The 17,201-nt window shown below is 71.0% G+C and carries 16 protein-coding genes; 4 read left to right on the forward strand and 12 right to left on the reverse strand.

Going from position 1 to position 17,201, the window contains the following annotated elements:
• Positions 1–125: 125 nt before the first annotated feature.
• A complete protein-coding gene (locus IE206_RS08595) occupies positions 126–1,451 on the forward strand; it encodes a UDP-glucose dehydrogenase family protein (protein ID WP_189961462.1) in 1,326 nt (441 codons plus the stop codon).
• A 33-nt stretch (positions 1,452–1,484) separates the two neighbouring features.
• Here IE206_RS08595 and IE206_RS08600 read toward each other — a convergent pair whose 3' ends face one another.
• The 4 genes from IE206_RS08600 to IE206_RS08615 form a co-directional block, all read right to left on the reverse strand.
• Positions 1,485–2,612 (reverse strand): dipeptidase, encoded by a 1,128-nt coding sequence (locus IE206_RS08600; RefSeq protein ID WP_189961463.1) that lies wholly within the window; start codon positions 2,610–2,612, stop codon positions 1,485–1,487.
• 387 nt (positions 2,613–2,999) lie between these two features.
• Positions 3,000–4,184, reverse strand: coding sequence for a dipeptidase (locus tag IE206_RS08605; protein ID WP_189961464.1), 1,185 nt, complete (start codon positions 4,182–4,184; stop codon positions 3,000–3,002).
• A gap of 5 nt (positions 4,185–4,189) precedes the next feature.
• Complete coding sequence (purE, locus tag IE206_RS08610; protein WP_189961860.1) at positions 4,190–4,687, reverse strand: 5-(carboxyamino)imidazole ribonucleotide mutase; 498 nt, start codon at positions 4,685–4,687, stop codon at positions 4,190–4,192.
• Between the two features lie 83 nt (positions 4,688–4,770).
• Positions 4,771–5,901: a 5-(carboxyamino)imidazole ribonucleotide synthase gene (locus tag IE206_RS08615; protein ID WP_189961861.1), complete on the reverse strand. Its 1,131-nt coding sequence runs from the start codon at positions 5,899–5,901 to the stop codon at positions 4,771–4,773.
• A gap of 178 nt (positions 5,902–6,079) precedes the next feature.
• Here IE206_RS08615 and IE206_RS08620 point away from each other — a divergent pair, with 178 nt between their 5' ends.
• The gene (locus IE206_RS08620) at positions 6,080–6,583 is read left to right on the forward strand and encodes a GtrA family protein (protein WP_189961465.1); all 504 of its coding nucleotides are present in this window, start codon (positions 6,080–6,082) and stop codon (positions 6,581–6,583) included.
• A gap of 39 nt (positions 6,584–6,622) precedes the next feature.
• Here the strand turns inward: IE206_RS08620 and IE206_RS08625 are convergent, their stop codons facing one another.
• Positions 6,623–7,894, reverse strand: coding sequence for a sensor histidine kinase (locus IE206_RS08625; RefSeq protein WP_189961466.1), 1,272 nt, complete (start codon positions 7,892–7,894; stop codon positions 6,623–6,625).
• A gap of 13 nt (positions 7,895–7,907) precedes the next feature.
• The gene (locus tag IE206_RS08630) at positions 7,908–8,585 is read right to left on the reverse strand and encodes a response regulator transcription factor (protein WP_189961467.1); all 678 of its coding nucleotides are present in this window, start codon (positions 8,583–8,585) and stop codon (positions 7,908–7,910) included.
• A gap of 470 nt (positions 8,586–9,055) precedes the next feature.
• Here IE206_RS08630 and IE206_RS08635 point away from each other — a divergent pair, with 470 nt between their 5' ends.
• Positions 9,056–10,555, forward strand: a complete 1,500-nt coding sequence (locus tag IE206_RS08635) for a peptide MFS transporter (protein ID WP_189961468.1) — start codon at positions 9,056–9,058, stop codon at positions 10,553–10,555.
• Positions 10,556–10,625: 70 nt separating this feature from the next.
• Here IE206_RS08635 and IE206_RS08640 read toward each other — a convergent pair whose 3' ends face one another.
• The 6 genes from IE206_RS08640 to IE206_RS08665 form a co-directional block, all read right to left on the reverse strand.
• Positions 10,626–12,041 (reverse strand): hypothetical protein, encoded by a 1,416-nt coding sequence (locus IE206_RS08640; RefSeq protein ID WP_189961862.1) that lies wholly within the window; start codon positions 12,039–12,041, stop codon positions 10,626–10,628.
• 41 nt (positions 12,042–12,082) lie between these two features.
• Complete coding sequence (locus IE206_RS08645; protein ID WP_189961469.1) at positions 12,083–13,159, reverse strand: hypothetical protein; 1,077 nt, start codon at positions 13,157–13,159, stop codon at positions 12,083–12,085.
• Complete coding sequence (locus IE206_RS08650; RefSeq protein ID WP_189961470.1) at positions 13,156–14,091, reverse strand: hypothetical protein; 936 nt, start codon at positions 14,089–14,091, stop codon at positions 13,156–13,158. Before IE206_RS08650 ends, IE206_RS08645 begins: the two co-directional genes overlap by 4 nt.
• Before the next feature lie 56 nt (positions 14,092–14,147).
• Positions 14,148–14,831 carry a peptidase gene (locus IE206_RS08655; RefSeq protein ID WP_189961471.1) on the reverse strand — a complete coding sequence of 228 codons (684 nt, stop codon included), beginning with the start codon at positions 14,829–14,831 and terminating at the stop codon, positions 14,148–14,150.
• A gap of 178 nt (positions 14,832–15,009) precedes the next feature.
• A complete protein-coding gene (locus tag IE206_RS08660; RefSeq protein WP_189961472.1) occupies positions 15,010–15,519 on the reverse strand; it encodes an ATP-binding protein in 510 nt (169 codons plus the stop codon).
• 64 nt (positions 15,520–15,583) lie between these two features.
• Positions 15,584–15,952, reverse strand: coding sequence for an STAS domain-containing protein (locus IE206_RS08665; RefSeq protein ID WP_189961863.1), 369 nt, complete (start codon positions 15,950–15,952; stop codon positions 15,584–15,586).
• Between the two features lie 244 nt (positions 15,953–16,196).
• Between IE206_RS08665 and IE206_RS08670 the strand changes: the two genes are divergently transcribed.
• On the forward strand, positions 16,197–17,099 hold the full coding sequence (locus tag IE206_RS08670) for an RNA polymerase sigma factor SigF (RefSeq protein WP_189961473.1): 903 nt from the start codon (positions 16,197–16,199) through the stop codon (positions 17,097–17,099).
• The last annotated feature ends 102 nt before the right edge of the window (positions 17,100–17,201 follow it).

Raw genomic sequence — 17,201 nt, forward strand, 5'->3', positions numbered from 1 at the left:
CAGGCATACGTGAGCTTGGCGACAGCCCGAAAAGGGGGCCCGCCCGGGGCCCGACTATGCTCGGGCAGCGCGTTTGTCGCCCGTACGCTGCCCGCCTCCCGAGCCCGCACTTCCAGGAGCACCGCATGGCCCTCAAGATCACCGTGATCGGCACCGGATACCTCGGAGCCACCCATGCCGCGGCCATGGCGGAGCTGGGGTTCGAGGTGCTCGGCCTGGACGTGGTCCCCGAGAAGATCGAGATGCTGGGCCAGGGGCGCGTCCCCATGTACGAGCCGGGTCTCGAAGAGCTGCTCCGCAAGCACGTCGCGGGCATCGAGGGCGCGACCGGGCGGCTGCGCTTCACCACCTCCTGGGAGGAGGTCGGGGCGTTCGGCGACGTGCACTTCGTCTGCGTGAACACCCCGCAGAAGCACGGCGAGTACGCCTGTGACATGAGCTTCGTGGACTCCGCCTTCGGCTCGCTCGCCCCGCACCTGCGGGACGGGGCGCTCGTCGTGGGCAAGTCGACGGTGCCGGTCGGCTCGGCGGCCCGCCTTGCGGCGGCGCTGCCCGAGGGCGTGGAGCTGGCGTGGAACCCGGAGTTCCTGCGCGAGGGCTTCGCCGTCGACGACACCCTGCACCCGGACCGGATCGTGGTCGGCGTGGAGAGCGAGCGCGCCGAGAAGCTGCTGCGCGAGGTGTACGCGGGCCCCGTCGGCGAGGGCTCGCCTTTCGTGGTGACCGACTTCCCGACCGCCGAGCTGGTCAAAACCGCGGCGAACTCCTTCCTCGCCACCAAGATCTCGTTCATCAACGCCATGGCCGAGGTGTGCGAGGCCGCCGACGGCGACGTGGTGAAGCTGGCCGAGGCCATCGGCCACGACGAGCGCATCGGAAAGAAGTTCCTGCGGGCCGGCATCGGCTTCGGCGGCGGCTGCCTGCCCAAGGACATCCGGGCGTTCATGGCGCGGGCCGGCGAGCTCGGCGCCGACCAGGCGCTGACCTTCCTGCGCGAGGTCGACTCGGTCAACATGCGCCGCCGCGGCCACATGGTGGAGCTGGCCCGCGAGGCGGTGGGCGGCGAGACCTTCCTCGGCAAGCGGGTCGCGGTCCTCGGCGCCACCTTCAAGCCCGACTCCGACGACGTACGGGACTCCCCCGCGCTGAACGTCGCCGGGCAGATCCACCTCCAGGGCGGCCAGGTCACGGTGTACGACCCGAAGGGCATGGCCAACGCCCGCCGCCTCTTCCCCACGCTCGGCTACGCCGACTCCGCCTACGACGCGGTGCGCGGCGCCGATGTCGTGCTGCACCTGACCGAGTGGCGCGAGTTCCGCGACCTCGACCCGGCCGAGCTCGCGAAGGCGACCTCCAGCCGGATCATCCTGGACGGACGCAACGCTCTGGACCCGGCGAAGTGGCGCGAGGCGGGCTGGACGTACCGCGCGATGGGACGTCCCCGCGCCTGACTCCTGCGGCCGGGCCGCGCTCAGCACACCCGCTCAGGGCCCGTCGAGATCCTCGATCGTGGCCTTCGACGGGGTTCGGCGCGGCGCCGTGGCGCGGGCGGTGAACTCCACGTCGCGGACGACCCGGGCAAAGTTCTCCCAGGTCAGCGCCCCGATTTCGGGTTCGGTCCAGCCCCGGCCGAGGAGCTCGGCGATCAGCGTCGGATAGCAGGAGGCGTCTTCGAGGCCGGGGATCCGCGGGGCGCCCCTGACCAGCCCGAACGTTCCCGCAAGGCCCACGTGGGAGGGCCCGGCCACATCCCGCACCCGCTCGATGTGATCGGCCACGTCGCGTACGGAGACGGGCCGGCCGCCCTGCTCGATCTGCTCGGGGTCGAAGCTCACCAGGCAGACCCCGCCACTCGTGCCGAGCTCGGCGAGCAGTTCGTCGGAGGCGTTCAGCGGGTGCTTGGTGAGGGAGGCCGCCGCCGAGCGCGAGAGCAGCGCCGGAGCCTTGGAATTGTCGATGGTGCGGCGCCAGGTGCCCGGTTCCGCGCCCGAGAGGTCGAGCAGCATCCCGAGCCGGTTCGCCTCGCGCACCACTTCCAGGCCGAAGCGGGTGAGCCCCGGCTCGGTCCAGCGGGTGCCCGGGCCCAGCGCGAGGACCCGCACGCCGAGGAGGTGGTACGCCCGCAGGGTGCCCAGCGAGTCGCCGAGCGCGTGCGCGGTCACCGGGCCGAGGAACGAGGCGATGCGGCCGCAGTTGCGGGCGTCCGCGAGGTCCCCGCCGGTCAGGGCGAGCCGCAGCCACTCCGGGTACGAGGCGATCAGGGAGCGGATCCGGTCGAGCCGGTCCAGGGTGATCCCGGCCGGGTCCGGGCAGTCGGCTTCCGCGGTCAGCGCCCAGAACTGCGCGCCCACCCGGCCTGCCCGCAGCCGCGGGATGTCCGTGTCGAGCCCGCTCTCGCCGACCTCCAGGTCGTGCCAGGGGATCTGCCCGAGGGCCTTCGCCAGGGTGTTGTGCCCGTCGGCCACGGGGTAGGCGGCGAGCAGGTTCCGGGCCCGGTCGAGGCACTCGGCGCCGTATTCCGGTACGGGGGCGGGGGGCCCGGGGGGTCCGGGGTTCGGCCCGAGCTCGCCGACGGCCGAGGTGTCCTCGGGGGCGTCCTGCAGATCTGCCATGGCGGGGCTCCCGGCGGGTCGGCGGTGGCGGCAGTAGGGCCACGGTGCCACGCGGGGGCGGCGGGGTCGCGGCAGACGGTCCGTCCGGGGGACGCCCCGCACACTGCTGGGGCTCCGCCCCAGCCCCCGGGAGGCCCCACCCCGCCCCTTCCCGAAACCCGCCGGGGGGTGGGAAGTGTGCGGGCCGTCCTCCTGGGGCTCCGCCCCAGACCCCGTTCGCGCCTCAAGGGCGCTCGTCCTCAAACGCCGGACGGGCTGAAGATGCCGGTGTCGGCCGGCACCGACCCCGCCAGGGGCGCGGGGAACTGCGCGAGCAACCACGCACGGTCCGCAGCCGACCCACTCTCCCCGGCGGGTTCAGGGAAGGGGTGGGGTGGGGGCCCCGGGTTACGCGTCCAGGTCTGCCAGTGCCGCGTTCGAGGGGCCGCGCCGGGCGCGGAGGTCGCGCGATACAGACTCCGCGTCGCGCAGCACCCGCACCGCGTTCGACCACGTCAGCTTCGCCAGGTCCGCCGAGGACCAGCCCCGGGACAGCAGCTCGGCCACCAGGTTCGGGTACCCCGAGACGTCATCCAGGCCGGAGGGGGTGAACGCCGTGCCGTCGAAGTCGCCGCCGATCCCGATGTGGTCGACCCCGGCGACCTCCCGCATGTGGTCCAGGTGGTCCGCCACCGTCGCGGCCGTCGCGACGGGACGCGGATTCGCCGCCCCGAACGCCTCGTGGAGCTTCATCGCCTCCGGCGAGGTGTCGAGGTGGTGGTACCCGTGCGCCCGCAGGTTCTCGTCGGCCGCCTGGGTCCACGCCACCGCCGCCGGCAGGATGAACTTCGGCACGAACGTCGCCATCGCCACCCCGCCGTTCCCCGGCAGCTCGGCCAGCACGTCGTCCGGAACGTTCCGCGGATGGTCGCAGATCGCCCGGGCCGAGGAGTGGGAGAAGATCACGGGGGCGACGGACGTCGACAGCGCGTCCCGCATCGTCGTCGCCGCCACGTGCGACAGGTCCACCAGCATGCCGATGCGGTTCATCTCGCGTACGACCTCGTGGCCGAACGGCGAAAGGCCCCCCACCCCCGGCTCGTCCGTCGCCGAGTCCGCCCACGGCAGGTTGTCGTTGTGGGTCAGGGTCATGTACCGGACGCCCAGCGCGTACAACGCCCGCAATGTGGCAAGGGAGTTGTTGATCGAGTGGCCGCCCTCGGCACCCTTCAGGGAGGCGATGCGGCCCTCGGCTCGGGCCGCCTCCATGTCGTCCGCGGTGAGCGCGGGCGCCAGGTCGCCGGGGTAGCGGGCCAGCATCTGGTCGACGCAGTCGATCTGCTCCAGGGTCGCGCTGACCGCCTCGTCGCCCGCCAGGTCGGTACGGACGTACACGGACCAGAACTGCGCACCGACCCCGCCCGCCCGCAGCCGGGCGAGGTCGGTGTGGGTGCGGCCGGTCAGGTCGGTCGCGAGGTCGCAGCGATCGAGGTCGTAACGGGCCTTGGCGCGCAGCGCCCAGGGCAGGTCGTTGTGGCCGTCGACGACGGGGTGGCGGGCGAGCAGGGCGCGGGCTTCGTCGAGATGCGTCATGGGACTCACTTTCCGAATCCGAAGGCGCCCGAACCCTCGACCTTCGCCCGCAGCCGCTTGCCCTTCTCGGTGGCCTGGTCGTTGAGCTCCTGCTGGAACTCCCGCATGCGGGCGAGGAGTTCGGCGTCCTGAGTCGCCAGGATGCGCGCCGCGAGCAGGCCCGCGTTGCGCGCGCCGCCGACCGAGACGGTGGCGACCGGCACCCCGGCCGGCATCTGCACGATGGACAGCAGCGAGTCCATGCCGTCCAGGTACTTGAGCGGAACCGGGACGCCGATGACCGGCAGCGGGGTGACCGAGGCCAGCATGCCGGGCAGGTGGGCGGCGCCGCCCGCACCCGCGATGATCGCCTTCAGGCCGCGGTCCGCCGCGTGCTCGCCGTACGCGATCATCTCGTGCGGCATCCGGTGCGCGGAGACGACGTCGACCTCGTACCGGATCTCGAACTCGTCGAGGGCCTTGGCGGCGGCCTCCATGACCGGCCAGTCGGAGTCCGAGCCCATGACGATGCCGACGACGGGGCCGTCGGAAAAGGGGTGCGCGTCAGCGCTCGTCGAGGAGTGGCGGCCGGGCGACGGGTGGGCGCTCATTCGGTGATCGTTCCTCTGAGGTAGTCGGCTGCGTGGCGGGCCCGCTCGCGGGCGTCCGCGAGGTCGTCGCCGTAGGTGTTGACGTGGCCCACCTTGCGGCCGGGCTTCACGTCCTTTCCGTACATGTGGATCTTGAGCTGCGGGTCTCGGGCCATGCAGTGCAGGTACGCGTAGTACATGTCCGGGTAGTCGCCGCCGAGCACGTTGCACATCACGGTCCACTTCGACCGCGGGCGCGGGTCGCCCAGGGGGAGGTCGAGGACGGCGCGGACGTGGTTGGCGAACTGCGAGGTGATCGCGCCGTCCTGGGTCCAGTGGCCGGAGTTGTGCGGGCGCATGGCGAGCTCGTTGACGAGAATGCCCGGCACACCGTCGGCGTCGCGGGTCTCGAAGAGCTCGACCGCGAGGTGGCCGACGACGCCCAGCTCGGAGGCGATGCGCAGGGCGAGCTGCTGTGCCTCGCCCGCCAGCGCGTCGTCGAGGCCGGGCGCGGGGGCGATCACCGTGTCGCAGACCCCGTCGACCTGGATCGACTCGACGACCGGGTAGGCCACGGCCTGGTCGCTGGGGGAGCGTACGACGTTGGCCGCCAGCTCCCGTACGAAGTCCACCTTCTCCTCGGCGAGGACGTCGACGCCCGCCTTGAAGGCGTCGGCCGCGTCGGCCTCGGAGCGCACGAACCACACGCCCTTGCCGTCGTAGCCGCCGACGACGGTCTTGAGGATGACCGGGTAGCCCTCCCCTTCCGCCGCGAACGCCGAGACGTCCGCCGGGTCGGCCACGATGCGGTGGCGGGGGCAGGGCGCGCCGATCTCGCTGAGCCGGGCGCGCATCACCCCCTTGTCGTGGGCGTGCACCAACGCGTCGGGCCCCGGCCGGACGACGATGCCGTCCGCTTCCAGGGCCCGCAGGTGTTCGGTCGGAACGTGCTCGTGATCGAACGTGATCACGTCACAGCCGCGTGCGAAGTCACGCAGCGTGTCCAGGTCGCGATAGTCGCCGATGACGACGTCGCTCACCACCTGGGCCGCCGAGTCCTGCGGGGTGTCACTGAGGAGCTTGAATCTGATGCCGAGGGGGATGCCCGCCTCGTGGGTCATGCGGGCGAGCTGACCGCCGCCGACCATGCCGACTACCGGGAACGTCACACCTCCAGGGTATCCGCAGCCTCCGCGGGCGCTCCATGGCCGGGTTCCGCCCGGGGCAATACGGACGCCCGGGGGCGTCGCGCGGAGGGGGTGGTTAGCATGGGCGGGTTGACTGGCACGAAAAGCACACCTACTCGGACGGGGCTGGGCGATCACCATGAGTGCACAGGGCGCGTCGCCATCGCGACTGCGACAGCTCGTCCGGGAGGTCGCCAAGTTCGGCGCCGTCGGCGGGCTCGGGGTGCTCGTGAACATGGGCGCCTTCAACCTGCTGCGGCACACGACCGAGCTCCAGGTCGTGCGGGCCAGCCTGCTGGCCACCGCGATCGCGATCGCCTTCAACTACCTGGGCTTTCGCTACTTCACCTACCGGGACCGCGAGAAGAGCGGCCGGGCCCGTGAGCTCACGCTGTTCCTGCTGTTCAGCGTGGTCGGCGCGGTGATCGAGAACGGGATTCTGTACGCGGCGACGTACGGCTTCGGCTGGAACAGCCCGTGGCAGAACAACTTCTTCAAGTTCGCCGGCATCGGCCTCGGCACGCTGTTCCGGTTCTGGTCGTACCGCACCTGGGTCTTCCGCGCGCTGCCCGCCCGGGAGGCCGTGCAGACGGCGGAATCGTTTCTCGACGACCCCCGGCCCGCCGTCCCCGCCAAGCGCTGACCGCATTCACCGAGCCCCGGCGCCCCGACCGCGCCGGATTCAGCGGATCGTCTCCGTGCGCTCCGGCTCCCGGCGCCCCCGCGCCTCCCTGCTGAGGAACAGCGCGAACACCGCGGGCTGCTGCTGGAGCATTTCGAGCCGGCCGCCGTCGGCCTCCGCGAGGTCGCGGGCGACCGCGAGGCCGATGCCCGTGGAGTTGCGGCCGCTGATGGTCCGCTCGAAGATCCGCGCGCCGAGGTCGGGACGCACACCCGGGCCCTCGTCGGTGACCTCCACCACGGCCTGGTTCCCGGTGACGCGGGTACGTACCGCTACCGTGCCGCCGCCGTGCATCAGCGAGTTCTCGATCAGTGCGGCCAGCACCTGGGCGACCGCGCCCGGCGTCCCGACCGCCTTCAGACCCGTCTTCCCGGAGCGCACGATCGCGCGGCCCGCGCTGCGATAGGCCGGGCGCCACTCCTCCAGCTGCTGCTTGACGACCTCGTCCAGGGAGAAGACCACGGCCGAACCGGTGCGCGGATCACGGTTGTTGGTGAGGAGGCGCTCCACGACGTCGGTGAGCCGCTCGACCTGGGTGAGCGCGATCGTCGCCTCTTCCTTGACCGTGTCGAGGTCGTCGGTGAGGGCGATCTCCTCCAGGCGCATGGACAGCGCGGTCAGCGGCGTACGCAGCTGGTGCGAGGCGTCGGCCGCGAGACGGCGCTCGGCGGTGAGCATCCGGCCGATCCGGTCGGCCGAGGAGTCGAGCACATCGGCGACCCGGTCGAGCTCGGGCACCCCGTACCGCTTGTGCCGCGGGCGCGGATCGCCCGAGCCGAGCCGCTCGGCGGTCTCGGCGAGGTCGGTGAGCGGGGAGGCCAGCTTGTTGGCCTGGCGTACGGCCAGGAGCACCGCGGACACGATGGCGAGCAGGGCCACCGCGCCGATGATCAGCAGCGTGCGCCCGACCTCCTTGGTGACCGTGGAGCGGGACTCCTCGACCAGCACCGACTCGCCGCGCTCGCCCACGGCGGTGCCCTTGATGACGGTGCCCTCGGGCTTCTGGCCGATCTCCATCACCGGGCGGCCCGGGATCTCGATGCGGGCGTAGCGCTTGGGGTCGATCTGTTCGTCCAGGACCTGCACGTTGATCGTCTCGTTCGCCAGGGTGCGGCTGTCGACGACGGAGACCAGCCGCAGCGCCTCGGAGTCGACACTCTCCTGGGCGCTGCTGCTGATGGTCCGTGTCTCCACGATGACGAGGGAGACGCCGAAGACCGCGATCACCACGAGAACGACCGCGAGTGTGGAATTGATCAGTCGACGGCGCATGTGCGGAGGTGCTCTAGCTCTTCTCGAAGCGGAAGCCGACTCCGCGGACGGTGGCGATGTAGCGCGGATTGGCCGCGTCGTCGCCGAGCTTCTTGCGCAGCCACGAGATGTGCATGTCGAGCGTCTTGGTCGAGGACCACCACGTGGTGTCCCAGACCTCGCGCATCAGCTGGTCGCGGGTCACCACCCGGCCCGCGTCCCGCACCAGGACGCGCAGCAGGTCGAACTCCTTGGCGGTGAGCTGGAGCTCCTCGTCGCCCATCCAGGCGCGGTGCGACTCGACGTCGATCCGCACCCCGTGGGTGGCGGGCTGGGACACCGGCTCGGTGGCGCCGCGGCGCAGCAGCGCCCGGACCCTCGCGAGCAGTTCGGCCAGGCGGAAGGGCTTGGTCACGTAGTCGTCGGCGCCGGCGTCGAGGCCGACCACGGTGTCCACCTCGTCGGCGCGGGCGGTGAGCACGAGGATGGGGACGGTGTGCCCCTCGGAGCGCAGCCTCCGGGCGACTTCGAGGCCGTCCATGCCGGGAAGCCCCAGGTCGAGCACGACCAGGTCGGCGCCCCCCTGCAGTCCGGCGTCGAGGGCGGTCGGGCCGTCCTCGCGCACCTCGACCTCGTAACCCTCCCTGCGCAGGGCGCGGGCCAATGGCTCCGAGATGGACGCGTCGTCCTCGGCGAGCAGTACACGGGTCATGGGGGTGATGGTAGTCCGCGGCGGCGACAATGCGTCAGGTGATCCACCCACCCTGCGGGTCCACCAATCGATCTTGTTTAACACCTTCGAATCAGGGTCACTGGTTCCAGGTATGCCTGTGATCCATGTCTCAAGTCCTTCCATATGCCGCAGTTGGGTGACGTATGGTGTGCCAACGCCTATAGCACTACACGGGGACCTTTGGCTTGCTCGGCGCGCCAAGGGTCTCTTTTCTGCACAGGACCGGCTTCGCCAGTCTTGAGATTCAGTGAATGACCTACGGGCCGGGCCCCAGCGCGAAGAAGCGCAAGGGGTGTGGATCCCGGTGTGGTCTGTCCTTCTCGCGCTCCCCCACGGAGCCGGACCCCAAAGGCGTTGGGGGGACAGTCTCCATGCCGGTGCCGGCCCTCCCCCACCGGGCGCGACTCAACGCTCACGAAGCGCGCGTCCCGAGCAAGCAAGGATCGACCATGGCGTCCAGCCTGACGAAGGACTCCGCCAGCACCACTGGCACCGAGAAGACCTTCCTCGGCCACCCCCGCGGCCTGGCCAACCTCTTCATGACGGAGATGTGGGAGCGCTACAGCTTCTACGGCATGCGGGCTCTGCTCGTGCTCTACCTGGTCGCCCCGGCGTCCAGCGGCGGGCTCGGGTTCAACATGGCCACGGCCACCGCGATCTACTCCGTGTACAACGCGATGGTGTACCTGCTCGCCCTGCCGGGCGGCTGGCTCGCCGACCGCGCCTGGGGTGCCCGCAAGACGGTCGCCATCGGCGGCACGATCATCATGATCGGCCACTTCCTCCTGGCCGTGCCGGTCGAGATCTCGTTCTTCATCGGGCTCGCGGCCATCGCGATCGGCTCGGGTCTCCTCAAGGCCAACATCTCCACGATGGTCGGCCACCTGTACCCGGACAAGAACGACCCGCGTCGCGACGGTGGCTTCACGGTCTTCTACATGGGCATCAACCTCGGTGCCTTCGCCGCCCCGCTGACGATCGGCACCGTCGGCCAGAACGTCAACTGGCACCTCGGCTTCGCCTTCGCCGGTGTGGGTATGGCCCTTGGTCTGCTGTTCTTCTTCCTCGGTACCCGCCACATGTCGGCGGAGAGCGACGTCGTCCCGACGCCGATGTCCGAGGCCGAGCGCGCCGGGATCATCAAGAAGGTCCTGATGTGGCTGGCCGTCGCGGTCGTCGCCTACGGCGCCCTCGCCCTCTCGGGTCACTTCACGGTCGACTGGGCCATCTGGCCGCTGACCATCGCCGGCCTCGTCATCCCGGCCTGGTACCTGCTGCGCATCAAGCGCGACAAGGACCTCGACGAGGTCTCGCAGTCGCGGATGTCGGCGTACGTCTGGTTCTTCGTCGCCGCGGCCGTCTTCTGGGGCATCTACGACCAGACCGGCTCGACGCTGAGCGTGTTCGCCCAGGACAAGACGGCGAACAACCTGTTCGGCCTGGACTTCCCGTCCAGCTGGTTCCAGTCCCTGAACCCGCTGTACGTGATGGCCCTGGCCCCGGTCTTCGCCTGGCTCTGGGTGTACCTGAACAAGCGCCGCCAGGAGCCGAGCACGCTGTCGAAGTTCGCCTTCGGCCTCACGCTCATCGGCGCCTCGTTCTTCGTGATGATGCTGGCCCAGGCCGCCGCGTCCGGCGACGTCAAGGTCACCCCGCTGTGGCTGTGCAGCGTCTACCTGATCCAGACCGTCGGCGAGCTGACGCTCTCCCCGGTCGGGCTCTCGCTGACCACCAAGCTGGCGCCGCAGAAGTACGCCTCCCAGATGATGGGTGTCTGGTTCCTGGCCGTCACGGCCGGCGACTCGGTCATCGCGCTGCTCCAGCTGATCGGTGCGCCGACCGACTCGACGTACTGGTTCGCCAGCCAGGGCGGGCTCGCCGTCCTCGCCGGTGTCGCGATCTTCATGTTCCGCAAGAAGGTCAAGCCGCTCATGGGTGGCGTGCACTAAGCACCGCGTACGCAAGTGAAGAGCCGCCGCACCAGCGAGGTGCGGCGGCTCTTCGCGTTCCCGGGGCAGGTCAGCGCGTGCCGCGCAGGCGCCGCCACGGGGTGAAGGTGAAGATCGCGCCGCCGAGGAGCAGGACCGTGCCCGCGACCAGGCCGAGCGCGCGCAGGGCGCCCGTGTCGCTCGCGCCGGTCTGGGCGAGGCCCCCGGACGTCGAGGAGCCGGCGGCTCCCGTCGTGCCCGCGGAGCCGGCGGTGCCGGACGTGCCCGCGGAGCCGCTGCCGCCGGCCGCGCCGCCGGGCTGGGCCGCCGTGTCGAGCTCCAGGGAGACCGGCGCCGAGCCGGAGACCTTGCACGGGATGTGGATCGGCGAGCCGCCCAGGGTGACGTCGATGGACAGGTCGCCCGGGCTGAGCGTGGACTTGCCGGAGGCGCCCGGCTTGTAGGTGCCCGCCATGTCGGTGAGGCTCACCGGGGCGCCCGCTTTGATCGGGTCGGGGTTGGCGGGCCCGGTGACGGGCACCGAGCCCTTGTCGGCGCCGCCGACGGTGACCTGCATGGACGGCTTGAGCGCGCCCGCCGGAAGGTCGGCGGGGCTGTTCATGACGCCCTTGGCCGTCTTGACCGTGAGGTCGTAACTCCCGCCGTTCTTCTTGGCGTTGATGGTCACCTTGGACTGGATGCCGGCAGGCCCGGGCGAGGTGCAGGCGAAGTTGACGGCGACTTCCTTGCCGGGGAAGTCGGTCTGGCCCCCGCTGCCGCCGGTGGTTCCGCCGGAGGTGGAGCCGCCGGTCGCGGTGCCGCCGCCGGTGGTGCCGCCCGTGGTATCGCCCGAGGTAGTCGTGCCGCCGGTGGTGGACCCGCCGGTCGTGCCCCCGGAGGTCGTGGTGCCGCCCGACGTGGAGCCGCCGGTGGCGCCGCCGGACGTGGTGCCCCCCGACGTACCGCCGGTCGTGCCTCCCGCGTCCGTCACCTTGATCGTGGCGCCGACGCCGACCGCCGCCTTCGGCGTGCACTTGGTGTCCGTCGACATGATCTGGTTGACGTTGATGTTGTACGCGTCCGGCGTCAGGGTGACGTCGCCCGCCTTGGTCAGCTTCAGCTTGGCCGTCATGTCCGAAAGGATCATCGGGCTGTTCTTGGGGATCGGCGGGTTCTGGCGGGGGCCCTTCATCGGGATGTCGGCGCTCTGCGCGCCGCCCGCCTTGAGGGTGCCGGTCGGCAGGACGACGTCCTTGTTGAGGTCGAGGACGTTGGGGTTGTTCGACGCGGCCTGGGTGAACTTCCAGACGACGTCCACCACGTCGCCCACCTTGGCCGTGGCGGGCGCGGTGATCTGCACCTTCGTCGTCCCCTCGACCGGCGGCAGACCGGAGATGGGCGGCGGTATGCACTCGGTGGCGTACGAGACTTCGGCTGCTTGTGCGGGGCCTGCGGTCAGCATGATCCCCGCGCCGCCGAGCATCAGCGCGAGACCGGCCGCGCTCATCCTCCGTTGCGTGGTCACGGATTTCCCTTCGTCGTGGGACGTCATGAACGGTTGGGGTGGTTCTCGGTCGGTGCGGAGTCGGGGGTGAACCACGGCAGCGCGGCCGTGGTCCCGCTCTGAGGACCCTGGTCCGGTTCGGCGGGCGGCTTCTTCCGCTCGCCCGGCCGGGGGCCCGGCTTCGGGAGCCGTACGGTCACATCGGGCAGCCGCATGCCGCGGTGCCGGGCCCGGCCCGCCCGTTTCGGGTCGCGCGGGCGCAGCCGGTCGACCACGGCCATGCCGATGCGGAAGACCGCGGCGGGCACCACCAGGCAGAGCAGCACCCAGAAGAAGGTCACGCCCCAGGGCCGGTCCACTCCCCACGGCTCGGTGGCGAGCAGCTTCTTCGCGTACTGGAGCGAGACCTGGTAGTCGCCGTGGGCGCCGGCCGACAGCTCGAAGTCGAGCTTGACCTCGGCCTTCTGGCCGGGCTGGATGGTGCCCTTCCACTGCCGGTCCTCCCACTGCGGCGCGAACACGCCGTGGGAGGTGCCGAGTTGGAAGACGGGATCCTTGACGGGGGCCGAGCCCAGGTTGCCGACGGTGAAGACCAGGGTGCGGCTCGGCGGCGCGCCGAACCAGGTCAGCAGGGAGCTGCTGCCGTCGAGACGGGGCTCGGCGAGTACGGCGAGCCTTCCGTCGCCGGTCGCGTTCGGCAGCGGCGCCACCGGATGCCCGGTGATCTTCAACTCGGTGTCCACGACGGCCTGTTCACCCTGCACGGTCGCCACATGCACGACGCAGGGGCACGGCTTGGGCGGCGGCGCGGCGGGGAGGGCCTTGCTGAAGGAGCCGTTGGCGTCGGTGGTGACGGCCTGCCCGTCGGCGTTGGAGCAGGAGTTGGTGCCGCCGATGACGCCCTTGTCGGGGTCGGACTGCCCGCAGACGAGCAGCATGAGCAGCGCATGGGGCCGCCAGCCCTGGCCGGTCACGGTGACATCGGCTCCCTTGGCGGCCTCGGCCCTGGAGAGCGCGACGGTGGGCTTGCCGGCGTCGGCGTACGAGGGCCCGGCCATCGGCAGCGCGAGCAGGACGAGCAGCAGCAGGACGAGGGCCGGGCCCCTCGGGCGTGGCTTCACTGACGAGCTCCCGTCTGCGCCAACTCGCGTTCCATTACGGGTAGTTCAGGGTCATCCGCGGCGCGGCGTCTGCGCCGCCGTAACCGGAGGACTCCCGCCGTGCCTCCGAGCAGCACCAGACCCGCCCCGCCGACCGCGCCCCACGGCACGAAGGCGGCGCTCGCCTCGGCGGTGGAGTGCGCGCCGCCGTCCGCGGTGACGTCGAGGCGGACGGTGACCCGGTCGAGGGCGGGCGGATGCGGCCAGGGTTCGCTCAGCTCGACGCGCTGCCCGGGGAGGAGCTCGACCGGCAGGGTCCGGGCCGGGCGGTCGAGGGCGCGCCCGAACACCCCGTCGGCGCGCAGCGCGAGGCGCGGGGTCAGGGCGGTGTTGCCCCGGTTGACCAGGGCGTAGCGGATGAGGCCATGGGCCTTGTCGACGCGTACGGACTCCACGGTCAGGGCGCTCAACGTCGGTCCCGAAACGCGGAGTTGGAGGCGCACGCCGACCTCGCGGCCGCCCGCCGTGGCGACCAGCGCCGCGGGGTGGTCGCCGGGCTGCGCACTCGCCGGGACCGTGACCGCGAAGGGCACGTCGGCGCGGGTGTGCGGCGGGATCCTCACCTCGGGCGCGGCGAGCGCGATCCAGGGGTCGGGCGCCTGGCGCACGGCGAAGGCCCCGTTCGCCGTGTTGTAGGCGGCGGCTCCGCGCAGCTTCAACGTCAGCGGGGTGCCGGTCGGGTTGCTCAGCGAGACCGTGTCCTCCAGGACCGTGCCGGGTGCGCCCTCCAGATAGAAGTAGGGCCTCCCGTCGGCGCTCGGGCGGGTCCCGCCGCCGGATGCGGGTGCGGCGGTCCAGTCCCCGCTCACTGCCGGTGCGCCGTGCGCGGCGGGCGCCGAGAGCGCGCACAGCAGCAGGGCCGCGGCCGGCAGGGCCAGGCGGATCGGACGCATCGGCGGCTCCTCGGGTGCGAGGGGGTTCTGCTGGTCGGGGCGTACGGGAGCGGAGGTCAGGCCCGCTGGTTGCGGCGGGTCAGCCACAGCACTCCGGCCGCGCCGACCAGGACCACGGTGCCGCCGAGGGTGCCGAGCGCCACGGCCGAGTCGAGGGGGCCGGTCTTGGGCAGGGCGGCCGGGTCGCCGGAGCCGCCGGTGCCGCCGCTACCGCCGGTGCCGGCGGTGCCGGCGGCTCCGGTGACGTCGAGCTCCAGGGAGGGGCCGGGGCTGTTGCTCGCGGTGCAGGTCGTGGTGGTGCCGAGCGCCTTGATGGTGAGGACGCCCGCGGTGAAGGTGACCTTCCCGTTGGCCTTGGGGACGTAGGTACCCGACAAATCACTGATCTTGATGGGGGTGTTGGCGGGTATCTCAGCGGTGTTGGCGGGGCCCTTGACCGCGACGGTGCCCTTGTCGGCGCCGCCGAGGTTGATCACCGCACTCGGGTTCATCGCGCCCGCGCCGAGTGCGACCGGGCTGGAGGAGACGCCCTTCTGGAAGGTCATGGTCACGTTGTAGGAACTGCCGCTCTTGACCGCCTTGATGTCGATGGGCGACACCGCGCTCTTGGCGCCGATCGGCGTCTGGCAGTTGTAGTTGACGTCGACGACGGAGGCCTGGGCGGCCGGTGCGGTGATCAGCACCACCGAGCCCGCGACCGCTGCCGCCAGCGCGAGAGCTGTCCTCTTCTGGTACGACACCTCTGGTTCCCCTCATACCGGTTCTGCCGGAGGCCGCCAAGTTACTGACGGCACATCAGATTGGGCGCTCAAGGTACGCCGGGGACCTTGTCGAGGGAAGACAAGGAGCAGGGTGGGATCGAGGTGCGGACATGCCTGTGGACCGGCGGTCCGAACCGCCGGTAACCGTGAACAGGAGTTACGCGGGTGCCGCGAGTTCCGCCCAGACCGTCTTGCCGGCCACCCCCGGCGTGCGCACCACGCCCCAGTCGAGGCACAGCCGCTGCACGATGAACATCCCGTGCCCGCCGGGCCGCCCCGCGCGGTGCGGGGTACGCGGCGCGGGCTGGCCCGTACCGAGGTCGCTGACCTCCAGGCGCAGCACCTTCGAGGTGCGCGAGACCCGCAGGCCCTCGGGGCCCTCGGCGTGCAGACAGGCGTTGGTGACCAGCTCGGAGACGACGAGCAGCACGTCCTCGCAGGCGGCGCGGCCCTCGGCCGTCGCCGCCGGGAGCCAGCCCCAGTCGTAGAGGGCCTGCCGGGTGAAGTCGCGGGCCATCGGGACGATGCCGCTCGCCCCGTTCAGCGCGAGGACGCGCGCGGACGCGGCGGGTCCCGCACCGTCGGATTCCGACGGCACGGCACCGGGCCGGGCGCCGTGGGGCTCGGGCCCGCGATCGCCCGGAGCCTGCTCCCGGGTGGTGCTCATCAGCGCTTCACCTCACCGATTCGCCAATGTCTTCAGTCTGCTCTCCTGCCCGGACGAATCGGGGTCAGTCACACAGAGCGGTATCGAGCGAATCATGCACGGTGAAGACCGCCTCCGCCCCCGTGATCTCGAATACTCGCGCCACGACGGGCTGCATCGCCACCAAATGGACCCCGCCGCCGAGCTCCTCCGCCTTGAGGCGGGCGCCGAGCAGCACGTTCAGTCCGGTGGAGTCGCAGAATTCGAGCTCCGAGCAGTCGACGACGAGCCGGGTGCGCCCTTGGGCGATGGCTTCCTCCAGGGGTTCCCTGAGCAGATCCGCGGTGTGGTGATCGAGCTCACCCGCCGGCGTCAGGACCTCACTGCGGCCCACCGTGCGGACTCCGACCCGGAGCCGGCCCCGATTCGTGCTGCCGACCGTGCCGCGGTCCATGCCGTCCCTCTTCGCCGATTCGTCGTAACTTCCCAAGAACACTACGCCTTCCCTACGCCTTCTGGAACCCGAACATCCCATCAAAGCGGACATAGTGGGGCAAAGAAGCCTTGCGAGAGCGTGCTCAAAGCGGGTAGGGGTAGTAGGACAGCTATTCAACACGACCGGCCACGGAGGCGCCGCACACCGCGGACAACACGTATGGGCATCGGCAGCCATATGCCGAGAACGATGGAGGAGACCCATGTCACCCCGGCTCGACGAATCGCAAGCGGATACGTCGATCAAGCAGGATCCGCAGGACATCCGCCCCCCACATGCACGATCGCACGAACCGGAAGGCCTTGAGGGCCTTCCCGAGATTCCGCCCTTCACCGAGGTCGGCCCCGTCGACGCGCGGGCGCTGTCGAAGACGCTCTTCGCCCGCCTCGACGCCCTCGAAGAGGGCACGCACGAGTACGCCTACGTGCGCAACACCCTCGTCGAACTGAACCTGGCCCTGGTCAAGTTCGCCGCATCGCGCTTCCGCTCCCGCAGCGAGCCGATGGAGGACATCATCCAGGTCGGCACCATCGGCCTGATCAAGGCGATCGACCGCTTCGAGTTCGACCGCGGCGTGGAGTTCCCCACCTTCGCGATGCCGACCATCGTCGGCGAGATCAAGCGCTTCTTCCGCGACACCTCCTGGTCCGTGCGCGTCCCGCGCAGGCTTCAGGAGCTCCGCCTGGACCTCGCCAAGGCGGGCGACGAACTCGCCCAGCAGCTGGACCGCTCGGCCACGGTGGGCGAGCTCGCCGAACGCCTGGGCATCACCAAGGAAGAAGTCGTCGAAGGCATGGCGGCGAGCAACGCGTACACCGCGAGCTCGCTGGACGCGCAGCCCGAGGAGGACGACTCCGAAGGCGCGCTCACCGACCGCATCGGCTACGACGACCACGACCTCGAAGGCGTCGAGTACGTCGAGTCGCTGAAGCCGCTGATCGCCGAACTCCCCGCCAGGGACCGGAAGATCCTCTCGCTGCGCTTCGTCGCCAACATGACGCAGTCCGAGATCGGCGAGGAGCTCGGCATCTCCCAGATGCACGTCTCCCGGCTGCTCTCGCGCACCCTGCGCAAGCTCCGCAAGGGGCTGACACTCGAAGAATAAGAGTGCCGCACAGCTGTCCGAAGGGCCCGTTCCGTCAAGGTGCGGGCCCTTCAGCATTGTTGACGAAGCGGTGCGGACTGGGTCACATTGAGCGCTGGGGAT

The organism is Streptomyces violascens (assembly GCF_014649955.1).
Lineage (GTDB): Bacteria > Actinomycetota > Actinomycetes > Streptomycetales > Streptomycetaceae > Streptomyces > Streptomyces violascens.

Excerpts from the sequence above, each read along its gene's own strand:
- IE206_RS08630 (WP_189961467.1), bottom strand. The coding sequence starts at position 8,585 with ATGACCCGTGTACTGCTCGCCGAGGACGACGCGTCCATCTCGGAGCCA.
- IE206_RS08615 (WP_189961861.1), bottom strand. The coding sequence starts at position 5,901 with ATGGTCGGCGGCGGTCAGCTCGCCCGCATGACCCACGAGGCGGGCATC.
- IE206_RS08665 (WP_189961863.1), bottom strand. The coding sequence starts at position 15,952 with ATGGACCGCGGCACGGTCGGCAGCACGAATCGGGGCCGGCTCCGGGTC.
- IE206_RS08595 (WP_189961462.1), top strand. The coding sequence starts at position 126 with ATGGCCCTCAAGATCACCGTGATCGGCACCGGATACCTCGGAGCCACC.
- IE206_RS08670 (WP_189961473.1), top strand. The coding sequence starts at position 16,197 with ATGTCACCCCGGCTCGACGAATCGCAAGCGGATACGTCGATCAAGCAG.
- IE206_RS08605 (WP_189961464.1), bottom strand. The coding sequence starts at position 4,184 with ATGACGCATCTCGACGAAGCCCGCGCCCTGCTCGCCCGCCACCCCGTC.
- purE (WP_189961860.1), bottom strand. The coding sequence starts at position 4,687 with ATGGGCTCGGACTCCGACTGGCCGGTCATGGAGGCCGCCGCCAAGGCC.
- IE206_RS08660 (WP_189961472.1), bottom strand. The coding sequence starts at position 15,519 with ATGAGCACCACCCGGGAGCAGGCTCCGGGCGATCGCGGGCCCGAGCCC.
- IE206_RS08640 (WP_189961862.1), bottom strand. The coding sequence starts at position 12,041 with ATGAGCGCGGCCGGTCTCGCGCTGATGCTCGGCGGCGCGGGGATCATG.
- IE206_RS08635 (WP_189961468.1), top strand. The coding sequence starts at position 9,056 with ATGGCGTCCAGCCTGACGAAGGACTCCGCCAGCACCACTGGCACCGAG.
- IE206_RS08625 (WP_189961466.1), bottom strand. The coding sequence starts at position 7,894 with ATGCGCCGTCGACTGATCAATTCCACACTCGCGGTCGTTCTCGTGGTG.
- IE206_RS08650 (WP_189961470.1), bottom strand. The coding sequence starts at position 14,091 with ATGCGTCCGATCCGCCTGGCCCTGCCGGCCGCGGCCCTGCTGCTGTGC.
- IE206_RS08600 (WP_189961463.1), bottom strand. The coding sequence starts at position 2,612 with ATGGCAGATCTGCAGGACGCCCCCGAGGACACCTCGGCCGTCGGCGAG.
- IE206_RS08620 (WP_189961465.1), top strand. The coding sequence starts at position 6,080 with ATGAGTGCACAGGGCGCGTCGCCATCGCGACTGCGACAGCTCGTCCGG.